This window comes from Seohaeicola zhoushanensis (assembly GCF_014656415.1).
Lineage (GTDB): Bacteria > Pseudomonadota > Alphaproteobacteria > Rhodobacterales > Rhodobacteraceae > Seohaeicola_A > Seohaeicola_A zhoushanensis.
The window spans coordinates 1-25,829 of record NZ_BNCJ01000025.1 but is presented as its reverse complement, the minus strand read 5'-3'; the positions used below and the strand labels follow the sequence as shown (position 1 = coordinate 25,829).

27 protein-coding genes and 1 tRNA gene are annotated in these 25,829 nt (G+C 67.4%); 10 read left to right on the top strand and 18 right to left on the bottom strand.

The features are described from left to right. Positions 1 to 105: 105 nt before the first annotated feature. Together rplL and rplJ are read right to left on the bottom strand one after the other, a co-directional pair. Positions 106 to 480 (bottom strand): 50S ribosomal protein L7/L12, encoded by a 375-nt coding sequence (rplL, locus tag IE266_RS23410; RefSeq protein ID WP_189682561.1) that lies wholly within the window; start codon positions 478 to 480, stop codon positions 106 to 108. 73 nt (positions 481 to 553) lie between these two features. Continuing rightward, entirely contained in the window at positions 554 to 1,069 is a 516-nt protein-coding gene (gene rplJ / locus IE266_RS23405) for a 50S ribosomal protein L10 (protein WP_189682560.1), read from the bottom strand. A 356-nt stretch (positions 1,070 to 1,425) separates the two neighbouring features. Here rplJ and IE266_RS23400 point away from each other — a divergent pair, with 356 nt between their 5' ends. Further along, positions 1,426 to 2,175: a YkgJ family cysteine cluster protein gene (locus tag IE266_RS23400; RefSeq protein WP_189682559.1), complete on the top strand. Its 750-nt coding sequence runs from the start codon at positions 1,426 to 1,428 to the stop codon at positions 2,173 to 2,175. A gap of 61 nt (positions 2,176 to 2,236) precedes the next feature. Here IE266_RS23400 and rplA read toward each other — a convergent pair whose 3' ends face one another. From rplA to IE266_RS23370, 6 genes are all read right to left on the bottom strand, one after another. After that, positions 2,237 to 2,935, bottom strand: a complete 699-nt coding sequence (gene rplA / locus IE266_RS23395; protein WP_189682558.1) for a 50S ribosomal protein L1 — start codon at positions 2,933 to 2,935, stop codon at positions 2,237 to 2,239. A 1-nt stretch (position 2,936) separates the two neighbouring features. Beyond that, a complete protein-coding gene (gene rplK / locus IE266_RS23390) occupies positions 2,937 to 3,362 on the bottom strand; it encodes a 50S ribosomal protein L11 (protein WP_189682557.1) in 426 nt (141 codons plus the stop codon). Between the two features lie 156 nt (positions 3,363 to 3,518). Continuing rightward, a complete protein-coding gene (locus tag IE266_RS23385; protein WP_189682556.1) occupies positions 3,519 to 4,106 on the bottom strand; it encodes a YdeI/OmpD-associated family protein in 588 nt (195 codons plus the stop codon). A gap of 4 nt (positions 4,107 to 4,110) precedes the next feature. Beyond that, positions 4,111 to 4,644, bottom strand: a complete 534-nt coding sequence (nusG, locus tag IE266_RS23380; RefSeq protein WP_189682555.1) for a transcription termination/antitermination protein NusG — start codon at positions 4,642 to 4,644, stop codon at positions 4,111 to 4,113. A gap of 208 nt (positions 4,645 to 4,852) precedes the next feature. Next, entirely contained in the window at positions 4,853 to 5,047 is a 195-nt protein-coding gene (secE, locus tag IE266_RS23375; protein ID WP_189682554.1) for a preprotein translocase subunit SecE, read from the bottom strand. Positions 5,048 to 5,424: 377 nt separating this feature from the next. Continuing rightward, complete coding sequence (locus tag IE266_RS23370; RefSeq protein ID WP_189682553.1) at positions 5,425 to 6,192, bottom strand: sulfite exporter TauE/SafE family protein; 768 nt, start codon at positions 6,190 to 6,192, stop codon at positions 5,425 to 5,427. 191 nt (positions 6,193 to 6,383) lie between these two features. Here IE266_RS23370 and IE266_RS23365 point away from each other — a divergent pair, with 191 nt between their 5' ends. The 7 genes from IE266_RS23365 to IE266_RS23335 all read left to right on the top strand — a co-directional run bounded on the left by IE266_RS23365 (position 6,384) and on the right by IE266_RS23335 (position 14,835). After that, a complete protein-coding gene (locus tag IE266_RS23365) occupies positions 6,384 to 8,069 on the top strand; it encodes an acyl-CoA dehydrogenase family protein (RefSeq protein WP_189682552.1) in 1,686 nt (561 codons plus the stop codon). A 268-nt stretch (positions 8,070 to 8,337) separates the two neighbouring features. Continuing rightward, entirely contained in the window at positions 8,338 to 9,048 is a 711-nt protein-coding gene (locus IE266_RS23360) for a hypothetical protein (RefSeq protein ID WP_189682551.1), read from the top strand. 217 nt (positions 9,049 to 9,265) lie between these two features. Next, positions 9,266 to 10,426, top strand: coding sequence for an ABC transporter substrate-binding protein (locus IE266_RS23355; RefSeq protein WP_189682550.1), 1,161 nt, complete (start codon positions 9,266 to 9,268; stop codon positions 10,424 to 10,426). Positions 10,427 to 10,485: 59 nt separating this feature from the next. Beyond that, entirely contained in the window at positions 10,486 to 11,472 is a 987-nt protein-coding gene (locus IE266_RS23350; RefSeq protein WP_189682549.1) for an ABC transporter ATP-binding protein, read from the top strand. Further along, on the top strand, positions 11,469 to 12,380 hold the full coding sequence (locus tag IE266_RS23345; protein ID WP_189682548.1) for an ABC transporter permease: 912 nt from the start codon (positions 11,469 to 11,471) through the stop codon (positions 12,378 to 12,380). Before IE266_RS23350 ends, IE266_RS23345 begins: the two co-directional genes overlap by 4 nt. A 206-nt stretch (positions 12,381 to 12,586) precedes the next feature. Continuing rightward, entirely contained in the window at positions 12,587 to 13,393 is an 807-nt protein-coding gene (locus IE266_RS23340) for an ABC transporter permease (protein ID WP_189682547.1), read from the top strand. A gap of 17 nt (positions 13,394 to 13,410) precedes the next feature. Beyond that, a complete protein-coding gene (locus tag IE266_RS23335) occupies positions 13,411 to 14,835 on the top strand; it encodes a gamma-aminobutyraldehyde dehydrogenase (protein WP_189682546.1) in 1,425 nt (474 codons plus the stop codon). 15 nt (positions 14,836 to 14,850) lie between these two features. On the opposite strand, the gene IE266_RS23330 is transcribed toward IE266_RS23335, so the two are convergent. Both IE266_RS23330 and IE266_RS23325 read right to left on the bottom strand, forming a co-directional pair. Further along, positions 14,851 to 15,246: a RidA family protein gene (locus IE266_RS23330; protein ID WP_229864422.1), complete on the bottom strand. Its 396-nt coding sequence runs from the start codon at positions 15,244 to 15,246 to the stop codon at positions 14,851 to 14,853. Between the two features lie 65 nt (positions 15,247 to 15,311). After that, a complete protein-coding gene (locus tag IE266_RS23325; protein WP_189682545.1) occupies positions 15,312 to 16,280 on the bottom strand; it encodes a LysR family transcriptional regulator in 969 nt (322 codons plus the stop codon). A gap of 119 nt (positions 16,281 to 16,399) precedes the next feature. Between IE266_RS23325 and IE266_RS23320 the strand changes: the two genes are divergently transcribed. After that, positions 16,400 to 16,720: a YdhR family protein gene (locus IE266_RS23320; RefSeq protein WP_189682544.1), complete on the top strand. Its 321-nt coding sequence runs from the start codon at positions 16,400 to 16,402 to the stop codon at positions 16,718 to 16,720. A gap of 18 nt (positions 16,721 to 16,738) precedes the next feature. On the opposite strand, the gene IE266_RS23315 is transcribed toward IE266_RS23320, so the two are convergent. From IE266_RS23315 to IE266_RS23280, 8 genes are all read right to left on the bottom strand, one after another. Continuing rightward, positions 16,739 to 17,755, bottom strand: a complete 1,017-nt coding sequence (locus tag IE266_RS23315) for a fatty acid desaturase (protein WP_229864419.1) — start codon at positions 17,753 to 17,755, stop codon at positions 16,739 to 16,741. Between the two features lie 211 nt (positions 17,756 to 17,966). Continuing rightward, positions 17,967 to 18,344, bottom strand: a complete 378-nt coding sequence (locus tag IE266_RS23310) for a TspO/MBR family protein (RefSeq protein WP_229864418.1) — start codon at positions 18,342 to 18,344, stop codon at positions 17,967 to 17,969. 509 nt (positions 18,345 to 18,853) lie between these two features. Beyond that, on the bottom strand, positions 18,854 to 19,195 hold the full coding sequence (locus IE266_RS23305) for a hypothetical protein (protein ID WP_189682543.1): 342 nt from the start codon (positions 19,193 to 19,195) through the stop codon (positions 18,854 to 18,856). A gap of 37 nt (positions 19,196 to 19,232) precedes the next feature. After that, positions 19,233 to 19,778 (bottom strand): sarcosine oxidase subunit gamma, encoded by a 546-nt coding sequence (locus IE266_RS23300; protein WP_189682542.1) that lies wholly within the window; start codon positions 19,776 to 19,778, stop codon positions 19,233 to 19,235. Further along, complete coding sequence (locus IE266_RS23295; RefSeq protein WP_189682541.1) at positions 19,771 to 22,698, bottom strand: sarcosine oxidase subunit alpha family protein; 2,928 nt, start codon at positions 22,696 to 22,698, stop codon at positions 19,771 to 19,773. Before IE266_RS23295 ends, IE266_RS23300 begins: the two co-directional genes overlap by 8 nt. Beyond that, complete coding sequence (locus tag IE266_RS23290) at positions 22,695 to 22,955, bottom strand: sarcosine oxidase subunit delta (RefSeq protein WP_189682540.1); 261 nt, start codon at positions 22,953 to 22,955, stop codon at positions 22,695 to 22,697. Before IE266_RS23290 ends, IE266_RS23295 begins: the two co-directional genes overlap by 4 nt. A gap of 57 nt (positions 22,956 to 23,012) precedes the next feature. Further along, entirely contained in the window at positions 23,013 to 24,266 is a 1,254-nt protein-coding gene (locus IE266_RS23285; RefSeq protein ID WP_189682539.1) for a sarcosine oxidase subunit beta family protein, read from the bottom strand. Positions 24,267 to 24,902: 636 nt separating this feature from the next. Then, positions 24,903 to 24,978 (bottom strand) — tRNA-Trp (locus IE266_RS23280). Positions 24,979 to 25,108: 130 nt separating this feature from the next. Between IE266_RS23280 and IE266_RS23275 the strand changes: the two genes are divergently transcribed. Continuing rightward, entirely contained in the window at positions 25,109 to 25,804 is a 696-nt protein-coding gene (locus IE266_RS23275) for a lysophospholipid acyltransferase family protein (RefSeq protein ID WP_189682538.1), read from the top strand. Positions 25,805 to 25,829 lie beyond the last annotated feature (25 nt).

The following is a 25,829-nucleotide window of genomic DNA, read 5'->3' as shown; positions in this document are numbered from 1 at the left end:
CTGCGCATCGGGACCAGTGCTAGCGGGAAAGGATTGCGGCCCCCTTAACGAAAATCGGGCGCCGCTTGCGCGACGCCCGATCGAATTCGGGGTATCCCCAGCCAATTAGGCCAGGTCGACCTCGGCGCCAGCTGCAACCAGCTTGGCCTTGATGTCTTCGGCTTCGGCCTTCGACACGCCTTCCTTGATCTTGCCGCCGGCTTCGACCAGGTCCTTGGCTTCCTTGAGGCCCAGGCCGGTGATGCCACGGACTTCCTTGATCACGTTGATCTTGGAAGCGCCGGCGTTCTTCAGAACGACGTCGAATTCGGTCTTTTCCTCTTCGGCTGCAGCAGCAGCGCCCGGAGCAGCGGCCATCATGACGGCGCCACCGGCTGCCGGCTCGATGCCGTATTCGTCCTTGAGGATGGTTTTCAGTTCTTGTGCTTGCAGCAGCGTCAGGTTGACGATTTCTTCTGCGAGTTTCTTCAGATCAGCCATTTTATAAGCTCTTTCCGTTTACAGGTGTGTGTTCCAGCGACGCGGGATCATCCACGGGCCGGTCATGCAGTGCTCAGGCGGCAGCCTTGTCCTCGATGGTGGACAGGATGGACGCGATGTTCGAAGCAGGGGCGCCAATGGCACCGGCGATGTTTGCAGCAGGCGCGCCGATGCAGCCGACGATGGAAGCAATGAGCTCCTCGCGCGACGGCATTTTCGACACGGCCTCGACACCGGCCCGGTCCAACGCGTTCGCACCCATTGCACCGCCGAGGATCACGAACTTGTCCGTGGTCTTGGCGAAGTCCTCGGCAACCTTGGCCGCAGCCACAGGATCCTCGGAATAGGTGAGAACGGTCATGCCCGTCAGGAGATCTGCGATGGAAGCGCAGGGTTTTCCCTCGAGGGCGATCTTGGCGAGCCTGTTCTTGGCAACACGCACGGAGCCATTCGCGGCACGGGCACGTGCGCGAAGGTCCTGCATCTGGGCAACTGTCAGACCGGTGTAGTGGGCAACCACGACAACGCCAGAGCTTTCGAAGATCTGGCCGAGTTCCTCGACCACTTTCTCTTTCTGGGCTCTATCCACAGTCTTACTCCAAGTAATGGAGGTGTGACCCTCCGGCTCAATTCAGCCGGGCCAAGCGTGGCCCGACATCGGGTCCGCACGGGTCCTTCCCAATCACGCCCGAGAGAGCACAGCTCCCCGGAAAGTATTGTTCATTTCCCGTCTCGGGCAGGAATTATGGCTTGCGCCACCCGCCGTCTCGGACGAAACGCCAGACCGGCCGAATCTCGGCCTGCCTGACGAGCGGTGTCTCTAGGCTGTTTTGCCGGACTTGTGAAGAGCAAAAGCAGAGGCCCGCCGGATCGCATGACAGATTGCCCGGCAGCCCCGCAATCCCCTAGAAGACCCCCAGCCGCCAACCGCCCGCGAGACGTCCCATGCCCTCCAAGCCCCCCGCCGCGCCGGTCAGCTTCCGCCTGCTGAACGCCCGCCTCGCCCGCGCCACCATCCCGGCCTTCGGATATGGCGTCACGGCCCGCGCGCGCGCCCTGCTGGCCGGATACCTCGCGCGGGCCGAGCAGGCTGGCCAAACGCCCGAGGCCGTCGCCGACACCCTCGCCTCGGGCGCCACCGCCCGCGCCTTGGCCGACGAGGTCACTGCCGAGATCACCGCCGCCTCCCCTGCCCTCACCCGCGATATCGCCTGCCGGTCGGGCTGCGCCTGGTGCTGCATCTTCCTCGAAGGCGACGGCGGCCTCATCACCGAGGCCGAGGCGCTTGGCCTGCACGCGGCGCTCTCAGCCCTGGCTGGCCAGCCCGATGGCGGCAGCTGGCACCCCAATGCCTGCGCCGCGCTCGATCCCGCAACGCGCAACTGCCGCGCCTACGACGCCCGGCCGATGATCTGCCGCAGCTTCATCTCGACCGACGCCGATGCCTGCCGCGAGAACGCCGAAGGCGGCGATGCCGAGGGCTCGGGCACCATCGGCAGCCATATCGACTACCTCGCGCTGCTGGCCCTGTCGCGCGAGATCCTGCGGGGCCGGCGCAACCTTGCCACCTACAGCCTCGACCGCCTCGCCTGCGCCGCCACCGCCGGCGCGACGGCCGAAGCCGCGCTCGCCACCGCGCGCCACGCCCCGCGCGAGCTGCGCCTCACCTGCGAGGACTTCGCCGACTCGATCTGACCTGCGAACGCAAAAGGGCGGAGCCGAAGCTCCGCCCTCTGCAATCCGGTCGGGACCGGACTTATTCGGTGGTGGCGCTCGCCACGTCGATGCTGACGCCCGGGCCCATGGTCGAGCTGACCGACACCTTCTTGAGGTAGGTGCCCTTGGCTCCGGCCGGCTTGGCGCGGGCAACGGCGCCAACGAAGGCGCGGATGTTCTCGGCCAGGGCCTTGTCGTCGAACGAGGCCTTGCCGACGCCGCCGTGCACGATCCCGGCCTTCTCGACCTTGAACTGCACTTCACCGCCCTTGGCCGCCTTGACGGCGTTGCCCACGTCCATGGTCACCGTGCCGACCTTCGGGTTCGGCATCAGGTTGCGGGGGCCGAGGATCTTGCCCAGGCGGCCGACGATCGGCATCATGTCCGGGGTCGCGATGCAGCGGTCGAACTCGATCTTGCCGGACTGGATGGTTTCCATCAGGTCTTCGGCGCCAACGATGTCGGCCCCAGCCGCGGTGGCCTCATCCGCCTTCACGCCACGGGCGAAGACCGCGACGCGCACGGTCTTGCCGGTGCCGTTCGGCAGCCCGACAACGCCGCGGACCATCTGGTCGGCGTGGCGCGGGTCGACGCCGAGGTTCACGGCGAGCTCGACGGTCTCGTCGAACTTGGCCGAGGCATTGGCCTTGATCAGGGCAACGGCGTCCTCGACCGAGAGAGCGGCCTTGCCTTCGAAGTTTTCACGCGCAGCGCGGATGCGTTTTCCAAGCTTTGCCATCTTACTTCACCTCGATGCCCATGGAGCGGGCGGAGCCCAGGATGATCTGCATCGCCGCCTCGACGGAGTTGGCGTTCAGGTCCTTCATCTTCGCTTCGGCGATCTCCTTGACCTGCGCAACGGTCACCGATCCGGCGACGGCGCGGCCCGGGGTCTTCGAACCCGACTGCAGGCCGGCAGCCTTCTTCAGGAAATACGACGCCGGCGGCGTCTTGATTTCCATCGTGAAGGACTTGTCCTGGTAGTAGCTGATGACGGTCGGGCAAGGTGCGCCGACTTCCATGTCTGCAGTGCGCGCGTTGAACGCCTTGCAGAATTCCATGATGTTGATGCCGCGCTGACCCAGTGCCGGACCGACCGGCGGCGACGGGTTCGCCTTGCCTGCGGGCACCTGGAGCTTCAGCGAGCCCACGAGTTTCTTGGCCATTGGCCTTCTCCTTTCCCAACGCCGTCGGGGCGCGCCCCTTCGACTGCATGTTGATGTGGTCCGGTCCGTCCGCCGCGGCGGATTCGCCTCCCACATGGATTGCCGCAATACGCGACAGGGGCGGCGCATACACCGGGCCTGTCCTGTGTGCAAGCCCTAACGGTCGTGCATCCCCTTGCCGGCAAGGATCGCCGGCCGTGCCTTGTCGATGCGGGAGAGGCGGGTCGCCGCCTGCTTGGCGCCCGAGATATGGATGACCCAGCCGCGCCTGCGGCCCGGTGTCAGGGCGTCGAAGGCCTCGGCCAGCTCCGCGTCCCCGGCCAGCGCCTCGGCCAGTTCCTCGGGCAGGTCGAAATCGTCATCGGGAAGATCGACCTTGAGGCCGCTCTTCTCGTTCTCGATGGCCTGCCGGACAAACCCGCGGATCGCCTGCTCGGCGGCGGCGATTTCTTCAAGGCTCGTAAACTTGAAATACCGCGCCGAGCGCGAATTGGGCCCCGGCGGCGCGAGCCGCCCCTCGGGGTCGTCGAGCAGCACGCCCTTGAAGAAGGAGAGGAATGCCGCATCGCTCAGCGCATCCATCATCAGGATGTTCGCCTCATGCGCCCGGTAGCAGGGCGAGCGCCATTTCAGTGTTTCGGTCAATTCCTCGGAGAGGAGGATCCGGCGCAACGCGACCATCTCGTCGCGCCAGGGTCGTTCCTTGGAGAGGTACCGCTCGATTCGGGGATCGGCGGCACCCATCGTCTCAGCCCTGCTTGGAAACCTGGCTGAATTCCAGCTCGACCGGGGTCTCGCGACCGAAGATCGAGACCGTCACCTTGAGGCGCTCGTTCTCCTCGTCGACCTCCTCGACCATGCCGTCGAAGTCCTCGAACGGGCCGTCGTTGACCTTGACCTTCTCGCCGATCTCGAAGCGGATCAGGGTGCGCGGGGCTTCCTCGCCTTCCTGCACGCGGTTCAGGATCGCGTTTACCTCGGCATCGCGCATCGGCATCGGCCGGCCCTGGGGCCCGAGGAAGCCGGTCACCCGGTTGATCGAGCTTATCAGATGAAAGCCCTTGTCGCTCATTTCCATGTGGACCAGCACGTAGCCCGGCATGAAGCGGCGCTCGGTGGTGACCTTCTTGCCGCGGCGGATCTCGATGACCTCTTCGGTCGGGACCAGCACCTCGTCGATCTCGTCCCCGAGGTTGTTCTCGGCCACCGAGGTCCGGATCTGTTCGGCAATCTTCTTCTCGAAGTTCGAGAGAACGCTGACCGAGTACCACCGTTTCGCCATCGCCTGTGCCGTCCTTGTCTTTTGCGGGCCTCCAGCACGGAGGGCCGTTGCATGTTCCTCTGCCGCACCGCTCGGGCCGGCGTTTGCGGAATACCAAACCGGCGCGCAACGCGAATCGCCGCACGCCAGGGACCGAAAACAGCCGCTGACTAAACGCCCGGCGACCGATTATCAAGGCCGAAGGGCAAGGCTGCCCCCCGCGCCGGCGTCAGCCGAAGGCGCCGAGGATGCCTTGCAGGCCGAAGCGGATCAGCACGTCGACCAGGGCAAAGAAGATCGCGGTCAGGGTCGCCATGACAAAGACCATGACCGTGGTCAGCATGACCTCGCGGCGGGTCGGCCAGACCACCTTCGAGATCTCGCTGCGCACCTCGTTGACGAACTTGAACGGGCTGGTGGCCATGTATCGGGGCCCTTCTGATATGCGGTTCCCGCCGCACATAGACCCAAGCGCGCGCTTGTTCAAGGCCGCAGAGGTTGGGGGGCGCTGCCCCCGTATCCCTTCGGTCGACACCCGCCTGTCTATTCCGGCCTGTGCTATTGTTGATCTGCGGGTGGTGTCCCGACCTCCCCCGAGGCCTCCAAGCCTGAGCTCCGGACTGGGACCCACCCGCAGCTGCTTTGTCAGCCTGAACAAATGCAAGGCGCTGCGTGACCCAGACCCCGCAGACAGGGGCAGGACCATCATCTGTGTTGGCGTCGATATCTCCAAGGGCTGGATCGACGTTTCTCATCCATCCGGCGGGGACGCGCGGCTTCTGCCGGCCGTTCATGCCCGTTTCAGCCGGCGAGCCCCCGCCGCACCAGGTTGGCGCCCGCGATCAGCAGCACCGCCAGTGTCGCCTTGCGGAAGGTCGCCTGGTCGACGCGATCGACGAAACGCCCGCCGATCCACATGCCGAGCACCGCCGGCGCCACCAGCAGCACCGAGAAGGGCAGCGTCTCGGCCCGCATCACGCCGGAGGTGAGATGCGCCCCCAGCAGCGCCACCGCGCCGAGGCCGTAGATCACGCCCTGCACCCGCAGCTGTTCGCCCTTGGGCGTGTCGAGGGCGGTCAGATACATCACCGTCGGCGGCCCCCAGACCCCCGATAGCCCGCCGATGAAGCCCGCCACCGCGCCGAAGGCGGCTTCGACCCTCGCGCTGGCGCCGGAGAGGCGCAGCCGCAGGCCAAGCAGCTGCACGATTGCGAAGGTGGTCACCGAGGCGCCCAGCGCCAGCAGGAAGGTCGAGGGGTGCAGCATCCGCACCAGCTGCGCGCTGAGCAGCAGCATCACCAGCCCGACGCCGAGGAAGACGCGGAAGCGATGGATCGAGGCGAGCGCCGCCCTTGCCCCCTGGCGCAGCGCCTGCATCCCGTTGGTGGTCAGCGTCGGGATGATCAGACCGGCCAGCGCGATCTCGGGTGGCAGGAAGGTGCCAAGCCCCGACACCATGATCATCGGCATGGCGAAACCGACCATGCCCTTGACCAGCCCGGCAAGGCCCGCGATGGCGAGCGCAAGGACCAGTTGATCGGCGTCGAGGAAGGGGATCAGCGTGTTCATGCGCCCCTCGTAGCGGGTTTGCCGCGCGACCGGAACGGCAAAGCGCACCCCGCCCCGCCGAAGGCCGCGCGCCCCGCCCGCGCAAAAGATTTGCGCAAGAATAGAACCCGGTGCGCTGCGATGCGGTATTTTTGTTGCGCTGCACCTGCGAAATGACTAGGACCGGGCGACACCCGGAAAGGAGCCGATTCATGCCCCACGATGGCCAGGACAGCACTGTGCAACCGACCGTTCACCTGCCCGATCTCCTGACGCTGACCGGCGCTGCGCTTGCGCCTGTCGGAGAGGTCTTCGATGCCGCGCTGGCCTCGGTGCGCGCGATGGTCAGCGAAGGCGGCAAGATCTCGGCGGCGCTGATCGAGGCGAACCAGGCCGCCGCCCACGCGCTGTCGTGGCTCGCCACCTATGCCGAGAGCCTGCGTCAGATGCAGCGCTGGGCCGAGAAGCTCGACGCCGAGGGCAGGTTCGGCGAGATCGAGCAGCTGATCCACCAGATCGCTTTTGGTGAATACCTCGCCCAGATCCTCGGCGGCATCCCGATGAGCCAGGGCGAGATCGTGCGCCCGCAGGATCTCGGGCTTGACGCCGGGGCGCTGGCCGGCATGGCGGCGCCGGATGTCCAGTCGCTGATCGCCAACGGCAACAGCCAGGCCGCGCGGATGCGGCTGGCCGAGTTGCTGCAGCAGCAGTCGGGCACCATCACCTTCGGCGCCTCGGGCCTCGAGGAAGAACTCGAGATGATCCGCGACCAGTTCCGCCGCTACGTGGTCGAGAAGATCGAGCCGGTGGCGCATGAGTGGCACCTCAAGGACGAGCTGATCCCGATGGAGGTGATCGACGAGCTGGCCGGGATGGGTGTCTTCGGTCTGACCATCCCCGAGAACCTCGGCGGTTTCGGCCTGTCCAAGGCCTCGATGGTGGTCGTCTCGGAAGAGCTCTCGCGCGGCTATATCGGCGTCGGCTCGCTGGGCACCCGCTCCGAGATCGCGGCCGAGCTGATCCTCTGCGGCGGCACCGACGAGCAGAAATCGCAGTGGCTGCCGAAGATCGCCAGCGGCGAGATCCTGCCCACCGCCGTCTTCACCGAGCCCAACACCGGCTCCGACCTCGGCAGCCTGCGCACCCGCGCTGTGAAGGAGGGCGAGGACTATCGCGTCACCGGCAACAAGACCTGGATCACCCATGCCGCGCGCACCCATGTGATGACGCTGCTGGCGCGCACCGATCCCAACACCACCGACCACCGCGGCCTGTCGATGTTCCTGGCCGAGAAGATCCCCGGCACCGATGCCGAGCCCTTCCCGACCGAGGGCATGACCGGCGGCGAGATCGAGGTGCTGGGCTATCGCGGCATGAAGGAATACGAGCTCGGCTTCGACAACTTCAAGGTCAAGGGCGAGAACCTGCTGGGCGGCGTCGAGGGCCGCGGCTTCAAGCAGCTGATGGAGACGTTCGAATCCGCCCGCATCCAGACCGCCGCCCGCGCCATCGGCGTGGCGCAGTCGGCGCTCGACATCGCGCTGCAATACGCCCAGGACCGCAAGCAGTTCGGCAAGCCGCTGATCGCCTTCCCGCGCGTCGCAGGCAAGCTCGCCATGATGGCGGTCGAGATCATGATCGCCCGCCAGCTCACCTATTTCTCGGCCTGGGAGAAGGACCACGGGCGGCGCTGCGACCTCGAGGCCGGCATGGCCAAGCTGCTGGGCGCCCGTGTTGCCTGGGCGGCGGCGGACAACGGGCTGCAGATCCACGGCGGCAACGGCTTCGCGCTGGAATACAAGATCTCGCGCGTGCTCTGCGATGCCCGCATCCTCAACATCTTCGAGGGTGCCGCCGAGATCCAGGCGCAGGTGATCGCAAGAAGGCTGCTTGGCTGACGATGTCGCGGGGTGTCCAGTGGACACCCCGCCTCGGCGGCACGCCGAGATCCAGGCCCAGGTCATCGCACGGCCTCTGCTCGGCTGACGCGTTCGGTGGGCACCCGAAAGGCCCCCCCTTCCTTTTGCCAAAAATATTCCTGGGGGGTCCGGGGGGCAAAGCCCCCCGGCTTCGGTCGGATCGCAAGGCGATCCGAAACCGGCTTCGCGCCGCTTGACCTCATCCCTGCCTCGGGGTTCGATGCCGCCACCCGATGGAGGACACCCGATGGCCCTGACCAGCGATGCGGCGATGGTGCTGTTCTACGATTTCGAGGGCGACACCTCGGATCACGACGACTGGCATTCGCGCGAGCATTTCCACGAACGCCTCTCGGTTCCCGGCTTCCTGCGTGCCACCCGTTTCGTCGCGCAGGACGGCGGGCCGCGCTATCTGGTTCTCTACGAGGTGGAGGGGCTGGAGGTGGCGACCTCGCCCGGCTACCTCGCGCGGCTGGGCGCGCCGACGGAGTGGACGCGCGCGGTGATGCCGCGCTTTCGCGGCATGGTTCGGGGCTTCGCCTCGGTCGTCGGCAGCACCGGCTTCGGCCTTGGCTGTGCAGTGCGTGCGCTGACCTTCACGCCCCGCCCCGGCCACGAGGACGAGGTGTCCACCCACCTGCGCGACGAGGTGCTTCCACGGCTCGCCGGGCAGCGCGGCATGGCCGGCTGTTTCCTGTTCCGCCCGGCACCGCCGCCACCGATGACTGCCGAGCAGGCCCTGCGCGGTGCCGACCGCCCCCTGCCCTGGCTGCTGCTGCTGAGCGCCCATGACACCGAGGCGCTCGACCGCGTGGCGCCGGCCTGGTTCTCGGTCTCCGACATCGCGGGCCCGGAGGCGGAACCCGAGACCGAGGGCGGCACCTATGTCCTGCACCTGACCGCGACGGCTGCCGAGGCGGCGCGCGGTCCGGCCCCGGCCGGACGGGGTGGTCTGTAGGGCAAAGGCTTGAGGGCGAGGCGCAACGGCAGCCCGCAACCACCATCGCAGCCTCGCGCAGGACTCCGGTGGCCGAGAACCCGGAAAATGATATCGGATTTTCCGATATCATACTTCTGACAATAGAATTTGTGAAACCTGCGAGTCGCCTGCACAGTGACCGGCAATGACAAGGCCCGCAAAAGGGCCGGCCAATCGTTCACATAGGGAGATTTCCATGACTTCGACGCTGAAATCCTGCACGGCGCTGGTGACGGCCGGCCTGCTGGCCGTCCAGCCTGCCCATGCCCAGATGACCGCGCTTGGCGCGGGCGAGGGCCAGGTCGATATCGTCGCCTGGCCGGGCTATATCGAGCGCGGCGAGACCGACAAGGCCTTTGACTGGGTGACCAAGTTCGAGGAGGCCTCGGGCTGCAAGGTCAACGTCAAGACCGCCAATACCTCGGACGAGATGGTCGCCCTGATGAACGAGGGCGGCTTCGACCTGGTCACCGCCTCGGGCGACGCCTCGCTGCGGCTGGTGGCAGGCAAGCGGGTGCAGGAAATCAATACCGCGCTGATCCCCTCCTGGTCAACCGTGGACGACCGCCTGAAGGACGCGCCCTGGCACACGGTAGGCGGCAAGCACTACGGCGTTCCCTACATGTGGGGGCCGAACGTGCTGATGTATAACACCGATGCCTTCGCCGGTGCAGCGCCGACTTCGTGGAACGTGGTCTTCGAGGAGATGAACCTGCCCGACGGCAAGACCAACAAGGGTCGCGTCCAGGCCTATGACGGGCCGATCCACATCGCCGATGCGGCGCTCTACCTGATGGCGCACAAGCCCGATCTCGGGATCAAGTCGCCCTACGAGCTGAACGAGGATCAGTACAAGGCCGCGCTCGACCTGCTGCGCGTGCAGCGCACGCTGGTCAGCCGCTACTGGCACGACGCCTTCATCCAGATCGACGACTTCAAGAACGAGGGCATGGCCGCCTCGGGCTCCTGGCCGTTCCAGGTGAACCTGCTGCAGGCCGATGGCGTCAAGGTCGCCTCGACCATCCCCGAGGAAGGCGCCACCGGCTGGGCCGACACCACCATGCTGCATGCCGATGCCGAGCATCCGAACTGCGCCTACATGTGGATGGAGCACACGCTCTCGTCGAACCTGCAATCCGATCTCGGCGTCTGGTTCGGGGCCAACCCCAGCGTGCCGGCCGCCTGCACCGACGGTCGCGGCATGATGACCGCCGAGACCTGCAAGACCAACGGCATGGACGACTTCGACAAGATCCGCTTCTGGCAGACCCCGGTCAGCAAATGCGAGAGCCAGGGTGAATGCGTGCCCTACTATCGCTGGGTCTCGGACTATATCGGCGTGATCGGCGGGCGCTGAGCGCCCCGGCCCCGGCCCATGCACCTTCGGGCGCATGGGCCCCAACTGACGGAATTCCCATGACTTCTGCTGTCCGCTTCTCGGGCGTCTCGCGCCATTACGGGGCCGTTCGCGCCGTCGACGCTGTCGATATCGACATCGCCGAGGGCGAGTTCTTCGCCATGCTGGGCCCCTCCGGGTCGGGCAAGACCACCTGCCTGCGGCTGATCGCCGGGTTCGAGCAGCCCACCGCGGGCCGCATCGAGATCTTCGGCCAGCCGGCGCAGGGGCTGCCGCCCTACCGGCGGCAGGTCAACACGGTATTCCAGGACTATGCGCTGTTTCCGCATCTGAACGTGATCGACAACGTCGCCTACGGGCTGATGATCGCCGGGCGCGGCAAGGCCGAGCGCCACCGTGAGGCCGAGGCCGCGCTCGAGATGGTCGCCCTGCCGGGCTATGGCGGGCGCAAGCCCTCGCAGCTTTCCGGCGGGCAGCGGCAGCGGGTGGCGCTGGCCCGCGCGCTGGTGATGCGGCCCAAGGTGCTGCTGCTCGACGAGCCGCTGGGCGCGCTCGACCTCAAGCTGCGAGAAGCGATGCAGGAAGAGCTGAAGGCGCTGCAGCGGCGGCTGGGCATCACCTTCGTCTTCGTCACCCACGACCAGGGCGAGGCCTTGTCGATGGCCGACCGGGTGGCGGTGTTCAACCAGGGCCAGATCGTCCAGGTCGGCGCGCCGCAGGATGTGTATTACCGCCCGCAGGTGCCCTTCGTGGCCGATTTCGTCGGCTCCTCGAACGTGCTGCCCCCCGCCCTGACCGAGCGGCTGACCGGCACCCGCCGCTTCGCCTCGCTGCGCCCCGAGGCGGTGCGTCTCGCCGCTGACGGCCTGCCGGCGGTGCTGCGCTCGGCCAGCTTCCACGGCGCGAATACGCGGGCGGTGTTCGAGACCGAGGACGCGCAGATCGTCGCGCTGCTGCCCAAGGGCGTCGAAATTCCGCCCGAAGGCAGCGCCGTGCACCTGGCCTGGGACGCGGCCGACCTGCACCTGATGACGGGGGCGTCATGAGCTGGCTGCGCCCCGCCTCGGACGCGCTCTGGCGTCATCCCCGCCTGCTGCTGGCGCTGCTGCTGGTGCCGCCGGTGGCCTGGCTGGGCGTGGTCTATCTCGGCTCGCTCTTCGCGCTGCTGGCGCAGAGCTTCTTCTCGATCGACGAGTTCTCGGGGCTGATCGTCCACGAATTCACGCTCAAGACCTACCGCGAGCTGCTGAACCCCGCCAACCTCGACATCATCCTGCGCACCGTGACCATGGCCGCGGTGGTGACGGTGGCCGCGGCGGTGATCGCCTTCCCCATCGCCTATTACGCGGCGCGCTATGCGCGCGGGCCCTGGAAGGCGGTCTTCTACCTCGGCGTCATGCTGCCGCTCTGGTCCTCCTACCTGGTCAAGGTCTACTCTTGGAAGCTGATCCTCGCCAAGGAGGGGATCCTGTCCTGGCTCTTCGAGACGCTGCACCTGACCTGGCTGCTCGACGCCTACCTGGCGATCCCGGTGCTGGGCGGCAACTCGCTCTCGGTCAGCTGGACCGGCACCTTCCTCGTCTTCCTCTACGTCTGGCTGCCCTTCATGGTGCTGCCGGTGCAGGCTTCGCTGGAGCGGGTGCCGCTGAGCGTGATCGAGGCCTCGGGCGACCTCGGCGCCGCGCCGGGGCAGACCTTCCGCCACGTGATCCTGCCGCTGGCCCTGCCTGGCGTGATCGCCGGCTCGATCTTCACCTTCTCGCTGACGCTGGGGGATTACATCATCCCGCAGATCATCGGCACCTCGCGGCTGTTCATCGGCCAGGCCGTCTATTCGCACCAGGGCACGGCGGGGAACATCCCGCTGGCGGCGGCCTTCGCCGTGGTGCCCATCGTCATCATGGGCCTCTACCTCTGGGCCGCGAAACGCAAGGGGGCCTTCGATGCGCTATGAAGCGGAACGGCAGGGTGCGGCGCGCCGGGCAGCGTCTGCTTGGGCCGGCGCTCTCGCGCCACGCGGTCAGGGGCGCGTCGTCAGGCGCCGTCGCGCCGCAGTCACGGGCGGCAAGGTCGAAAGCGCCTGCCGGGGGGCAGACAGGCGGTGCCCGGCGTGCCGCCGGGCGAAAGTGCGGAGCCGGTCCGTCGCAAGGGAGCCTGCCCATGTCCTCTGACCGCGCCTCGCTCGGCCTGAAACTCGCCGCCGCCGCCGGCCTGCTTTTCATGCACCTGCCGCTGTTGCTGATCTTCGTCTATGCCTTCACCACCGAGGAGAAGTCCTACCAATGGCCGCCGCCGGGCTTCACGCTCAAGTGGTTCGCGGTCACCTGGAACCGCCCCGACGTCTGGGAGGCGCTGTCGCTCTCGCTGCGCGTCGCCGCGATCTCGACGCTGATCGCCATGGTGCTTGGCACGCTCTGCGCCGCCGCGGTCAGCCGGTCGCGCTTCTTCGGACGCGAGACGATCTCGCTGCTGGTGATCCTGCCCATCGCCCTGCCCGGCATCATCACCGGCATCGCGCTGCGGTCGGCCTTCAACCTGGCCGAGATCCCCTTCAGCTTCTGGACCATCGTGCTGGGCCACGCCACCTTCTGCATCGTGGTGGTCTACAACAATGCCGTCGCCCGCTTCCGGCGCACCTCGGCCAGCCTGATCGAGGCCTCGATGGACCTGGGCGCCGACAGCTTCCAGACCTTCCGCCACGTGATCCTGCCCAATATCGCCACCGCGCTGCTGGCCGGCGGCATGCTCGCCTTCGCGCTGTCCTTTGACGAGGTGATCGTCACCACCTTCACCGCCGGGCAGCAGGCCACCCTGCCGATCTGGATGCTCGAGGAACTGGTGCGCCCGCGCCAGCGCCCGGTGACCAACGTCGTCGCCATGGTGGTGGTGCTCGTCACCTTCCTGCCGATCCTCGGCGCCTATTACCTGACCCGCGGCACCGAAAGCGTGGCCGGACAGGGCAAATGACATGAGGGAGTGAATCCATGCAGACCAAGATGCTGATCGGCGGCGGTTTCGAGGCCGGGACCGAGACCGAGGAAAACGTGCTGAACCCGCGCACCGGCGAGAGCATCCTGCTGATGCCCGAGGCGAGCCCCGTGCAGATCGACAAGGCGGTGGCCGCCGCGCGGCGCGCCTTTGCCACCTGGTCCCGCACCACGCCGGGCGAACGCTCGGCCTACCTGCTGCAGATTGCCGACGCCATCGAGGCCGATGCCGATGCCTTCGCCGCGCTCGAGGCGATGAACTGCGGCAAACCCATCGGCTGCGCTCGCAATGACGAGATCCCGGCCATTGTCGACTGCTTCCGCTACTTCGCCGGGGCGGTGCGCAACATGCATGGGGCGGTGGCCGGGGAATACCTCGCCGGGCATACCTCGATGATCCGGCGCGACCCGATTGGCGTCGTCGCGTCGATCGCGCCCTGGAACTATCCGCTGATGATGATGGCCTGGAAGCTGGCCCCGGCGCTGGCAGGCGGCAATACGGTGGTGCTCAAGCCATCGGAGCAGACGCCGCTCACCGCGCTGAAGCTGGCGGAGAAACTGGCCGGGATCCTGCCCGAGGGCGTGGTCAACGTGATCGTCGGCCAGGGCGCCAGCGTGGGCAACACGCTCATCAACCATCCCGGCGTCGACATGGTCTCGATCACCGGCGACATCGCCACCGGCAAGAAGGTGCTGCAGGCGGCGGCCAACTCGGTCAAGCGCACCCACCTGGAACTGGGCGGCAAGGCCCCGGTCATCGTCTTCGACGACGCCGACATCGACCGCGTGGTCGATGGCCTGCGCGCCTTCGGCTATTACAACGCCGGGCAGGACTGCACCGCCGCCTGCCGGATCTACGCCGGCGCGGGGATCTACGACAAGCTGGTCGCCGAGCTTTCGGCGGCCGCCTCCTCCATCGCCTATGCCCAGGCCGACGACAGCGCCAACGAGATCCCGCCGCTGATCTCGAAACGCCAGCGCGACCGGGTGGCCAGCTTCGTTCAGCGCGCCGCCGAGCAGAAGCATATCGAGATCGTCACCGGCGGCGGGCTGCTCGACGGCCCCGGCTTCTACTACAAGCCCACGGTGATCGCCGGCGCGCTCCAGGGCGACGAGATCGTCCAGCGCGAGGTCTTCGGCCCGGTGGTCAGCGTCACCCGCTTCAGTGGCGACGACGACGTGGTGGCTTGGGCCAACGACAGCCAGTATGGCCTCGCCTCCTCGGTCTGGACCCGGGACGTGGGCCGCGCGCTCGACGTCTCGGCGCGGCTGCAATACGGCTGCACCTGGGTGAACACCCATTTCATGCTGGTCAACGAGATGCCGCACGGCGGCGTCAAGCAGTCGGGCTACGGCAAGGACATGTCGATGTATGCGCTCGAGGATTACACCGCCGTGCGCCACGTCATGATCGCCCACTAAGGGGAACGGACGCCGTCAGTCGGCGACGACGGCGTCCACCTCGATCTCGACCAGCCACTCGGGGTTCACGAAGCGATTGATCGCCATGATCGTATCCACCGGACGGGCGTCGAGGCAGTAGAGCTTGCGCGCCTCGATGGCCGGTTTCCAGTTGTCGATGTCGGTCAGGATCACCCTGGTGCGGACGATGTCCTGCAGGCCCGAACCGGCCTGCTCCAGCGCCGCCTTGATGATCTCGAAGCACTGCTGCGTCTGGGCGAAGACATCGCCGACGCCCACGGTCTTGCCGTCAGGGCCGACCGGGGCAGTTCCGCCCACGGCGATGAAGTTGCCGACCCGCATCGCGCGGCTGAAGCCGACGATGCTCTCCATAGGGTTACCGTTGGAAATCAGTTCCCGCTTGTGTCCCATGCCGCCTCTCCCGCATTGCGCCAAGGGTGAGTGTGCCATCGCGCGTGCCGCCTGTCTCGCGGCGATTATCCCTGCCAGTTCGCGCGGGGGCGAAAGTTGCGGGCATCGGTCCGGACGCGCCGGCCGCCCCAGAGATCGGCCTTGGCGGCAAGTTCGTCGTAGAGGAAGGACATCAGTGCCCGGACCCGCGCGGTATTGCGCAGGTCGGGGTGGGTCAGCACCCAGAGATCCATGTCGAGATGCTCGAAGGGGTCGCTGACCCGGATCAGCCGGGGATCGGCATCGCCGACGTAGCAGGGCAGGAAAGTCAGCCCCAGCCCCTCGGCGGCGGCATTCTGCACCGCGCGGGAGGCGCGGCACTGGAAGACCGCCCGCTCCTCGCCCGCCTCGGGGCTGGGCCAGACCGCCGGCACCAGCCAGTTCACGGTGCCCTCGATCAGACAGACCGGATGCTCCTCGAGCGGCAGGTCAGGCGCCGCATCGAGATAGGCCGGCGCGCCGTAGAAGGCGAAGCGGAACGGGCAGATCCTGCGACCGAAGGCGGTCTGCGGCGGCGCGCGGGTGGCGCGGATGGCGATCTCTGCCTCGCGCTTGTTGAGGTCGACCGCACCGTGGCCAGGAGTCACGTCGATGCGCACCTCGGGGTGCAGGCGCTGGAACCGCGCGGCCAGGCGCGGCGCGTGCTCCTCGGCAAAGGCCTCGGGGCAGGTCACCCGGATGCGCCCGCTCAGGCGGGTGTCGAGGCCCAGCACCTCGAGGCCCAGCGCGTGGAACTCGCCCTCGACCCGCTCGGCATAGCCCAGCGCCACGCGCCCCGCGTCGGTCGGGACATAGCCGCTGTCGAGGTGGTCGAAGAAACGCACGCCGGTCTTCTCCTCGATGGCGCGCAGGTTGCGGAAGACGGTGCTGTGGGTGCGCCCCAGGCTGCGCGCCGCCCCCGAGAGGCTGCCGGCGCGCCCGATCGCCAGCAGGATGGCGAGGTCGCTCCATTCCATCTGGCGGCGCGGTTCGGGGGCCTCGGGGCTCTCCGGCATCGGCACCTGTCCGTTTTTGCAAGGTCGCCTTTCGAGATTGGCGAATTCCGCGGCAGAAATAAACAGGGCAGTCTTCTGGCATGGCCGCAACGCCCGGCCCCAGCAGAGGAGAGACCAGGATGATCGTTCAATTCGTGCAGTTCGAGACCGCCCTGAGCGAAACCGAGGCCATGGCGATTGCCGAGGAACGGCTGCCGCAGTTCCGCGCCCTGCCGGGGCTGGTGCAGAAGTTTTACCTCAAGCTCGACAAGCCGAACCATTTCGGCGGTTTCTACATCTGGGAAAGCCGCGAGGCGATGGAGGCCTTCCGCGCCTCGGACCTCGCCAGGACCATCCCCTCGGCCTACCGGGTGATCGGCAAGCCCGAGGTGACGATCTACGAGATGATGTTCCCGCTGCGCGACGCAGTCGATTTCGCGCGGGCCGGCAAGGCCGCCTGAGCGGCCCTGCCCCGCGCGTCAGAGCGCGACGCGCCGCGCCTCGGCGAAGGAGAGCAGCCGCCGGCTGCTCTCGTCCCAGAGATGCAGGCGGGCGCAGCGGAAGCTTTCCCACAGCGTCAGCCGCTTGGACTGGGCGAGGATGTCATGGTCACGGATCACCTCGGCCAGGCGGTAGAAGGGGATCCGGCTCGCCAGATGGTGGACGTGATGCACGCCGATATTGGCGGTCAGCCAGCGCAGCACCGCCGGCAGGTCGTAATGCGAACTGCCCTGCAAGGCGGCGTCATGCACGTTCCATTCGCTCTCGCGGTCCCAATGCGCCTCCTCGAACTGGTGCTGCACGAAGAACAGCCACATGCCGGCGGCGGCGGCGAGGAAGGTGGTCGGCAGGAAGACGAAGATCAGCAGCTCCCAGCCGCCGAACCAGGCCAGCGCGCCCAGCAGCGCGGCCAGCGCCAGGTTGGTGCCCAGCGCGCTGTTCCAGTATTTCCAGCCCGACCGCATCAGCCCGACCGGCAGACGGTGTTCGAGGAAGAAGGTGTAGAAGGGCGCCAGCCCGAAAAGCACCACCGGGTTGCGCAGCAGTCGATAGAGGGTGCGGCCGATCCAGCCCTTCTCGCGGTATTCCCGCACCGTCAGCGTCGGAACGTCTCCGATCCCGCGCCGGTCGAGGTTGCCGGTATGGGCGTGATGGATCGAATGGGTCTGCCGCCAGACCGCGTAGGGCGTCAGCGTCAGCACGCCGATGCAGCGCCCGATCCAGTCGCCGAGCCGCCGGTTGCGCAGGAAGGCGCCATGGCCGCAGTCGTGCTGGATCATGAAGAGCCGGACGAGGAAGGCCGAATTGACCAGCGCCAGCCCCAGCGCCAGCCAGGGGCTGACCGACAGCGCCCACCAGGCCAGCGCCCAGATCACCAGGAAGGGGCCGGCGGTGACGGCCAGTTCGAAGAGGCTGCGGGACAGGATCGGCTCGCGGTATCGGGCGAGGATGCGGGTCCAGTCGGTTGCTTGCATCCGGGTCTCTTTCATCTGCATTCAATGTCTTGCGGACGCCTCCCGCGTCCGGGGCCGCCGGCGTGAAATACCGGCGGACACCGCTGCAGGTCGCGCAGTTCCCCGCCCCGGTCAATGCTGCCCTAACGGAAGGGCGCGCCCAGTGCACGCCCCCTGCCGCCGCCTTGGGCAGCCCGCCGCCGATACCGCGGCCTATCCTTGCACGATGGAATTGACGGAGTGTTACCCGCTCTCAGGGCGCCGCCGCCGGGTTCAGCGCGAAGAGCGCCGCGTTCAGCAGCGTGGCGAAGGAGACCCAGGCGAGATAGGGCGCAAACAGCCAGGCCGCCAACCGGTCGACCCGCCGCGCCGAGGCGATGAAGCTCAGGATCGCCAGCAGCAGCGCCACGATCACCCCCAGCCCGAGGTCGAGCCGGTGCCAGCCGAAGACCATCGGCGACCACAGGAAGTTCAGCGCCATCTGCAGCCACCAGAGGCCCATGGCCCCCGACCGCGGCGCCAGGCGCCAGACCCGCCAGCCGGCGATGCCGATGGCGATGTAGAGCAGCGTCCAGACCGGCCCCGAAGATCCAGGCCGGCGGGTTGAACACCGGCTTGGCCAGCCCCGCATACCACGCGCCCGGTGAGTTCAGCACCCCGATGACCAGGCCGCCCCCGAGGCTCAGGGCAAGAAACAGGGCAAGCATCGGCAGGGATCTCATCGGCGCACTCCGTCGGGTCTCGCCCCAATGATGGCGCGCGGCCCGCGCAAGGCAAGCCCGCCCCTGATTTCTCTTCTTTTCAAATACCTCCGGGGGGCCGCCCGGCACGGGCGGCGGGGGCAGCGCCCCCTTCCCGCTCGAAATTTGCGATGGCGAATGCCCGTGATCCGAGGCGATCGCCCCTCGCAGCCTTCCGAGCAGGGGGCGCTGCAAATATCGGTTGGATTGGCCCCCTCCCCGCTCCGAGGTCGCGTAGGGCGGGGTTCACCCCGCCGACTCCCTCAGCGCTTGTTGCAGAGATCGCTCCAGGCGGCGCCCAGGTCCTTGTTGCGGATGTCGCTCATCTTCTGCTCGTAGACCCAGGGCGTGATCAGCGGGATGGCGGCGTTGTAGTTCGCCGGCCAGGTTGCGCGCCCCTTTAGCCCTTTGATTTCTTGTTGATTTGATTGACGTTATCCCATTGCTGGAGGCACTGCGTTTCCATGGATTCGCCAATATTGATTTTGCGAAGATCGCGCATCTTCAATGAAGGCGCGTAAATGAAGTCAATAAGGTAAGGAATAGCTTTGCTATAGGACTCGGGCCACGTAGGCCGCGAAGCTAATATGAAAGATTCGGCTTCGCCCTTCTTTACCCCGTCCAACCTAGCCTTCTGAACAGCGGCGGCAACATCTCCTTGGTAACCACAAGATACTTCTTTGCTGTCCCCCGCCAAAGCGGGAGTGGCAAACAGAAGGGCGAACAGTGCGGAACGAAACATCAAAAGCCTCCATAACCTTTTCTAGCTTGCCGACATTCTAGCCGCGCGCGGCGACGCCTTCCATGGCTGTCTTGAGATCGTGCACCAGCGTTGCCGCCATTGAGCGGAAGACCGCGATCGAGAAGGCGTTGACCCCGGTGCGGGTGACCGAGGCCATCATGTGGCCGAGCGGGCTGCGCAGGGTGTGGCCGCGCTTGAAGCTCGCCGCCCGCAGGTCGACCGGCAGCAGCCGCGCCAGCACCTGGTCGGCTCCGGCCCCTTCCAGCCGCACCCGCGCCCAGGCATCGCTCTGGTCGACCACGGCGGCATGTTCGGCAAGCGACCCGTCCGGCCCGGCCCCGACCAGCAGGAACTGGCCGCGCCCGAACCACAGCACGCTGATCCCGGCCTTGGAGGTCGACCGGTTCACGCCCGGCAGCTTGACGCCATGCGCCGCCTCCAGCGCCGCCGAGAGCGCCTTGTCGCGCCCCTTGTAGGGCATCAGCGAGGTCAGCGGCGCGACGGGTTCCTCGCTCAGGGTAAAGGGCCCGGCCGTTACCGACAGCAGCCCGTCGCAGGCGGTCTTCGCAAGCAGCTCAGTCACGCATCCGCCCTCCTTCGGGATCGAAGGCAATCGGGTGCACCACCTCGCAGAGGGCCTCGATCTTTCGCACGTGGTCGACCATCTTGACCCTTTCGCCGATCCGTTCCGGCCCGTTCTTCAGGAAGGCCAGCGCCAGCATGTGCCCCAGCGTCGGCGAATAGCAGACCGAGGTGACATAGCCCTTGTCGTTCTCGCGCACCGGGGCGTCGTCGACCTCGAAGAGATGCGCCCCGGCGATCACCTGTTTCACCGCACCGACCGGCTTCAGGCCCACCAGCCGTTCACGCATCGGGTCGATCAGCCCGTCGCGCTCGGACATGGTCTTGCCGATGCAGTCCTTCTTCTCCGAGACCATCTTGCCGAGGCCCACGTCATAGGCGGTGGTGCGGCCATGGATCTCGGAATGGGTGATGAAGCCCTTCTCGATCCGGAGCACGTTCAGCGCCTCCATCCCGTAGGGCCCGCCCCCCAGCGCGCCCGCGCGCGCCAGCAGCTCGCGGAACAGCGCGTCGCCATAGCGCGCCGGCACGGCCAGTTCATAGGCGTGTTCCCCCGAGAAGGAGATGCGGAAGAGCCGCGCCTTCACCCCCATCACCGTGACCGGCCCGCAGGCCATGAAGGGCCAGTCCGGCCCGTTCAGCGGCTTATCCAGCAGCGCGTCGAGCAGGTCGCGCGATTTCGGGCCGGCGACGGCGAATTGGGCCCATTGCTCGGTGACGCTCGTGAACACCACGTCGAGTTCCGGGCGCAGGCACTGGTGCACGAATTCCAGGTGCCGCATTACCTCGCCCGCCGCCGCGGTCGTGGTGGTCATCAGGAAGTGGGTTTCTCCCAGCCGCGCGCAGGTGCCGTCGTCCATGACGAAGCCGTCCTCGCGCAGCATCAGGCCGTAGCGGGTGCGGCCCACCTTCAGCGTCGAGAAGGTATTGGTATAGACGAAGTCGAGGAAGGCCGCCGCATCCGGTCCCTGGATGTCGATCTTTCCCAGTGTCGAGACATCGCAGATGCCGACTGTCTCGCGCACCATCTTGACCTCGCGGTCGCAGGCCTGCCGCCAGTTGCTCTCGCCCGGTGCCGGGAAATAGCTCGGGCGGTACCAGAGCCCCGCCTCGATCATCGGCGCGCCGCGCTCGATGCTGGCCTTGTGGCTGGTGGTGAAGCGCTGCGGGGCAAAGCCCTTGCCCTGCGCCCCGGCCCCCATCGCGGCGATCGAGACCGGCACGAAGGGCGGGCGGAAGGTGGTGGTCCCGGTCTCGGGGATCGCCCTTCCGGTGACATCGGCCAGTACCGCCAGCGCGGCGACGTTCGAGTTCTTGCCCTGGTCGGTCGCCATGCCCTGCGTGGTATAGCGCTTCATGTGCTCGACCGAGCGGAAGTTCTCCACCGCCGCCTGCTTCACGTCCTTCACGGTCACGTCGTTCTGGAAGTCGAGCCAGGCGCGGCCCTTGCCCTCGACCGACCAGAGCGGCGCAATGCGGAAGGGGTCGTCCTCGGCCTGCGGCAGTTCGAGCGCAGCAGGTTTGAACCCAAGCGCCTCGAGCGCGTCCTCGGCGGCCTCGGCACCCTCGCGCAGGCAGGCGGCGGTCGAAAAGCTTCCATTACAGGCACCCACGGCCTGCAGTCCCGGAATCATGCCGGGCACCGGGGCAAAGCCCTGGATATCCTCGCGCCAAGCCGGGCGGCCGTTCATGTGGCAGGTCAGATGCAGCGTCGGATTCCAGCCGCCCGACATGGCGAGGCAGTCGGTCAGCAGCTTCTCCTCGCCGCGATGGGTGCGGATGGTGATGCTCTCCAGCCCCTTGCGCCCGGCGGCGTCGCAGACCTGCGCGCCCTTGATGACATGCACGCCCGGCAGGTCGGGGCCGTCGTGCCGGCTGTCGATCAGCGCGGCGACATGCACCCCCGCCGCCACCAGGTCGCGCGCGGTGCGATAGCCGTCGTCGTTGTTGGTGAAGACCGAAACCGCCTTGCCGGGGCTGACGCCCCAGCGGTTGGCATAGGCGCGCACGGCGCTGGCGGTCATGATGCCGGGGCGGTCGTTGTTGCGGAAGGCGACCGGGCGTTCCAGCGCCCCGGCGGCGAGGATCGCGCGCTTGGCGACGATCCGCCAGAAGCACTCCAGCGGAGCGCGCGAACGCGGGACATGATGGCTGACCCGCTCCAGCGCGCCATAGGTGCCTTGGTCATAGGCCCCGGTGACGGTGGTGCGGGTCATCAGGCGCACGTTGTCCATCGAGGCCAGTTCGTCCAGCAGCCCGGCAGCCCAGAGATGCCCCGGCTTGCCGTCGACCTCATGGGTCTCGGCCAGCAGCCGCCCGCCCATGCGGAAATCCTCCTCGGCGAGAATCACGTCGGCCCCGGCGCGCGCTGCGCCCAGCGCCGCCATCAGCCCGGCGGGGCCGGAACCGATCACCAGCAGGTCGCAGAAGGCGAAGGCGCGCTCGTAGGTATCGGCGTTGTTCAGCCCCGACAGCGCCCCCAGCCCGGCGGCCCGGCGGATCGCCGGTTCGTAGAGCTTTTCCCAGAAGGCCTTGGGCCACATGAAGGTCTTGTAATAGAACCCCGCCCCGAAGAAGGGCGCGGCGAGGTCGTTCAGCGCCAGCAGGTCCCAGTCGAGCGAGGGCCAGCGGTTCTGGCTCTGCGCGGCCAGCCCCTCGTAAAGTTCCTGCTGCGTCGCGCGCACGTTCGGATCCTGCCGCGCGCCGCTGCCCAGGGTCACCAGCGCGTTCGGCTCCTCGCTCCCGGCGGTCAGGATGCCGCGCGGGCGGTGATACTTGAACGACCGGCCGACCAGCCGCACCCCATTGGCCAGCAGCGCCGAGGCCAGCGTGTCGCCCTCGAAGCCGGAATGGCCGACGCCGTCGAAGGTGAAGGTCACCGGCGCGTTGCGGTCGACCATGCCGCGGTTGGCAAGCCTCATCGCGCACCCTCCGCCAGCTCGGCGCCCAGCACCTCATGGGTGACCGTGTTGCGCGTCACCACGATCCAGGCGGAGCAGCCGCCCTCGTGATACCAGAGATCGCGCGTCACCCCGGCGGGGTTGTCGCGCAGGTGGACATAATCGGCCCAGGCCTCGTCCCCCGCGTCGGGGTCGGGACGATGCAGCGCCAGTGCCGCGCCCCGGTAATAGAACTCGCGCCGGTCGCGCTCGCCACAGATCGGACACGGGAGTCTCATGCCTGCCACCCCATCTTCTTCTCTTTCCAAATACTCACAGCCACCTCTCCACGCGCCTCAGTGCAGGTTATGCTGCGAGCCAGTGCCTTCCTCGTCCATCAGCCCCACGCCAGTGCGGAACCGGTCGAGGCGGAAACGGGTGGCGGCGGGATGCGGGCGGTCCTGGGCGATCAGGTGGGCGAAACAGTTGCCCGAGCCAGGCACGGCCTTGAAACCGCCATAACACCAGCCGCAGTCGAGGTAGAGTCCGTCGATATGAGTCTTGTCGATGATCGGGGAGCCGTCGGGGCTCATGTCCATGATCCCTCCCCAGGAGCGCAGGACGCGGGCCTTGCCGATCATCGGCATCAGCGTCATGCCGGCCTCCATCACGTGTTCGACCAGCGGCAGGTTGCCCCGCGCGGCGTAGGAGGCATACATGTCGAGGTCGCCGCCGAAGACGAGACCGCCCTTGTCGGACTGGCTGATGTAGAAGTGCCCCATGCCGAAGGTGATCACCTGGTCGATGCAGGGCTTCAGCCCCTCGGTGACGAAGGCCTGGAGCACATGGCTCTCGATCGGCAGGCGCATCCCCGCCAGCGCCGCGACCTGGCCCGAGCGCCCGGCCACCACGATCCCGACCTTCTTCGCCTTGATCGCCCCGCGCGTGGTCTGAACGCCCGTCACCCGGCCGTTCTCGACGTCGATGCCGGTGACCTCGCAGTTCTGGATGATGTCGACGCCGCGCATGTCGGCGCCGCGGGCATAGCCCCAGGCCACCGCGTCATGGCGCGCGGTGCCGCCGCGCGGGTGGTAAAGCCCGCCGTAGACCGGGAAGCGGACGTTCTCGAAGTCGAGGTAGGGCACCATCCTGCGCACTCCCTCGCGGTCGAGAAGGATCGCGTCGTCGCCCTGGTTGATCATCGAATTCGCCCGCCGCGCGGCATAGTCGCGCTGGCCGTCCGAATGGAACAGGTTGATGACCCCGCGCTGGGAATGCATCACGTTGTAGTTGAGGCTCTCCTCCAGCCCTTCCCAGAGCTTCAGCGAATGGGAATAGAACTCGGAATTGCCCGGCATGTTGTAATTGGCGCGCACGATGGTGGTGTTGCGACCGACGTTGCCGCCGCCGATATAGCCCTTCTCCAGCACCGCGACATTGGTCAGCCCGTGCTCTGCGGCGAGGTAGAAGGCGGTGGCCAGCCCATGCCCGCCGCCGCCGATGACGATGACGTCATAGGCCGGCTTCGGCGCCGGGTCGCGCCAGTGCGGCGTCCATCCCTTGTTGCCGGTCAGGCCTTCCTTGAGGATGCGGAGGGCGGAAAAGCGCATGTCGAACTCCCTGGGCGAGCCGGTCCAGTGAACCGGGTCGCGCCAGCAGTATCAATCCCCCAACGCACCGCCGCAGCGCTTTTCGACATTCTCGGGTCAACCCGCGACCCGTCCCGGCGGATTGACGCCAACGCCCGGCGGCAGCCGTTGCCTCGGGGGCGCTGCCCCCGCCGCCTTCGGCGTTTCCCCGGAGATATTTTTGAAGAAGAGAAGCCAGCGGCGCGGGGAAACCGGGAAGGTGACAATTACTTGCGGGCAATTCCGGGGCTGCACTCGCGCGCTGTCAAGAGAATACGGCCAGCCTGCCTGTGGATGTGACGGGAAAGCGCCGCGGCATGAACACGGCCTTGCGAGGATATGGCCGCCGCGGTCATGCGGCGCCAGGCCGCGGTGGGATGAGCGGATCCTCGCGCGGCAGGACACCGAGCGCGGCGGCGCGCTCGACCCGCCGGAAGTCGCGGCTTTCCTGGACGAACGGATTGCCGGGACGACCGGTGCTGCTGTTGCGGCCATGCGGCAAGGTCTTGCGGCCGCGCACAATTCAGCGCGCCGACCGATCCGGTCGCTCTGCTCTGCACGGAAGTGGGGGAAACAATGGTTCCGGCCGGACCCCGGCGGATCGGTCCGGACGGTGGCTGGCAGGGGCAGCAGGGCTCGAACCCGCGACCTACGGTTTTGGAGACCGTCGCTCTACCAACTGAGCTATACCCCTAAGCCGCGCTTCCTCTATGACAGGCAACCGGACTGGGCAAGAGGAAATTGTCAGCTTTGGCGCAAAGGCTTGCCTCCGGGTGCAAATCGCGCTGTAACGCCCCGGAAAGCAGACCGAAGGACCCATCCGCGTGAGCCTGAGACGCAAACTCGCCGACAGCCCGCGCCTGAATGGCGCCGTCGAGGCGCTGATCGCCGGCTATGTCCGCTTTGCCCATGCCACCTCGCGCTGGGAGCGCAGCGGATTCGAGGAGATGGCGGCCGAACTCGCCAGGGGCGAACCGGTGATCTTCTGCGTCTGGCACCAGCGGCTGATCATGGCGCCCTGGATGTTCGACCAGCGCCTGGGCAAGTTCTGCTCGCTCACCTCCTCGGCGCGGGCCGGACGGCTGGTGGGCGGGGTGCTGGGCCGCTTCGGCTTTGCCACCGTCCCGATGTCGAGCCACAAGCGCCACGTGGCGCTCTCGCGCGAGGTGCTGCGACGCATCGCCGATGGCTATACCGTCGGCATCGCCGTCGACGGGCCGCGCGGGCCGGCGCGCATCGCCTCGACCGTGCCGCTGGTCTGGGCGCGCAGCACCGGCAAGCGCATCTTCGTGCTGTCCTGGTCGGCCCGCCGGCGCATCCGCGCGTCGTCCTGGGACCGCTTCATGCTGCCCCTGCCCTTCTCGCGCGGGGTGCTGATGTGCCGCGCCTTCAACGAGGAGGTGCCGCGCGGGCTGGATGTCGAGGGCACCGAGGAACTCCGCCGCCGGCTCGAGCAGGCGCTCGACGATGTCACCGACGCCAGCGATATCGCCGTGGGCCGCCGCCCCGATCGGTTCTGAACCAGGCCGCAGGAACGAGAAACGG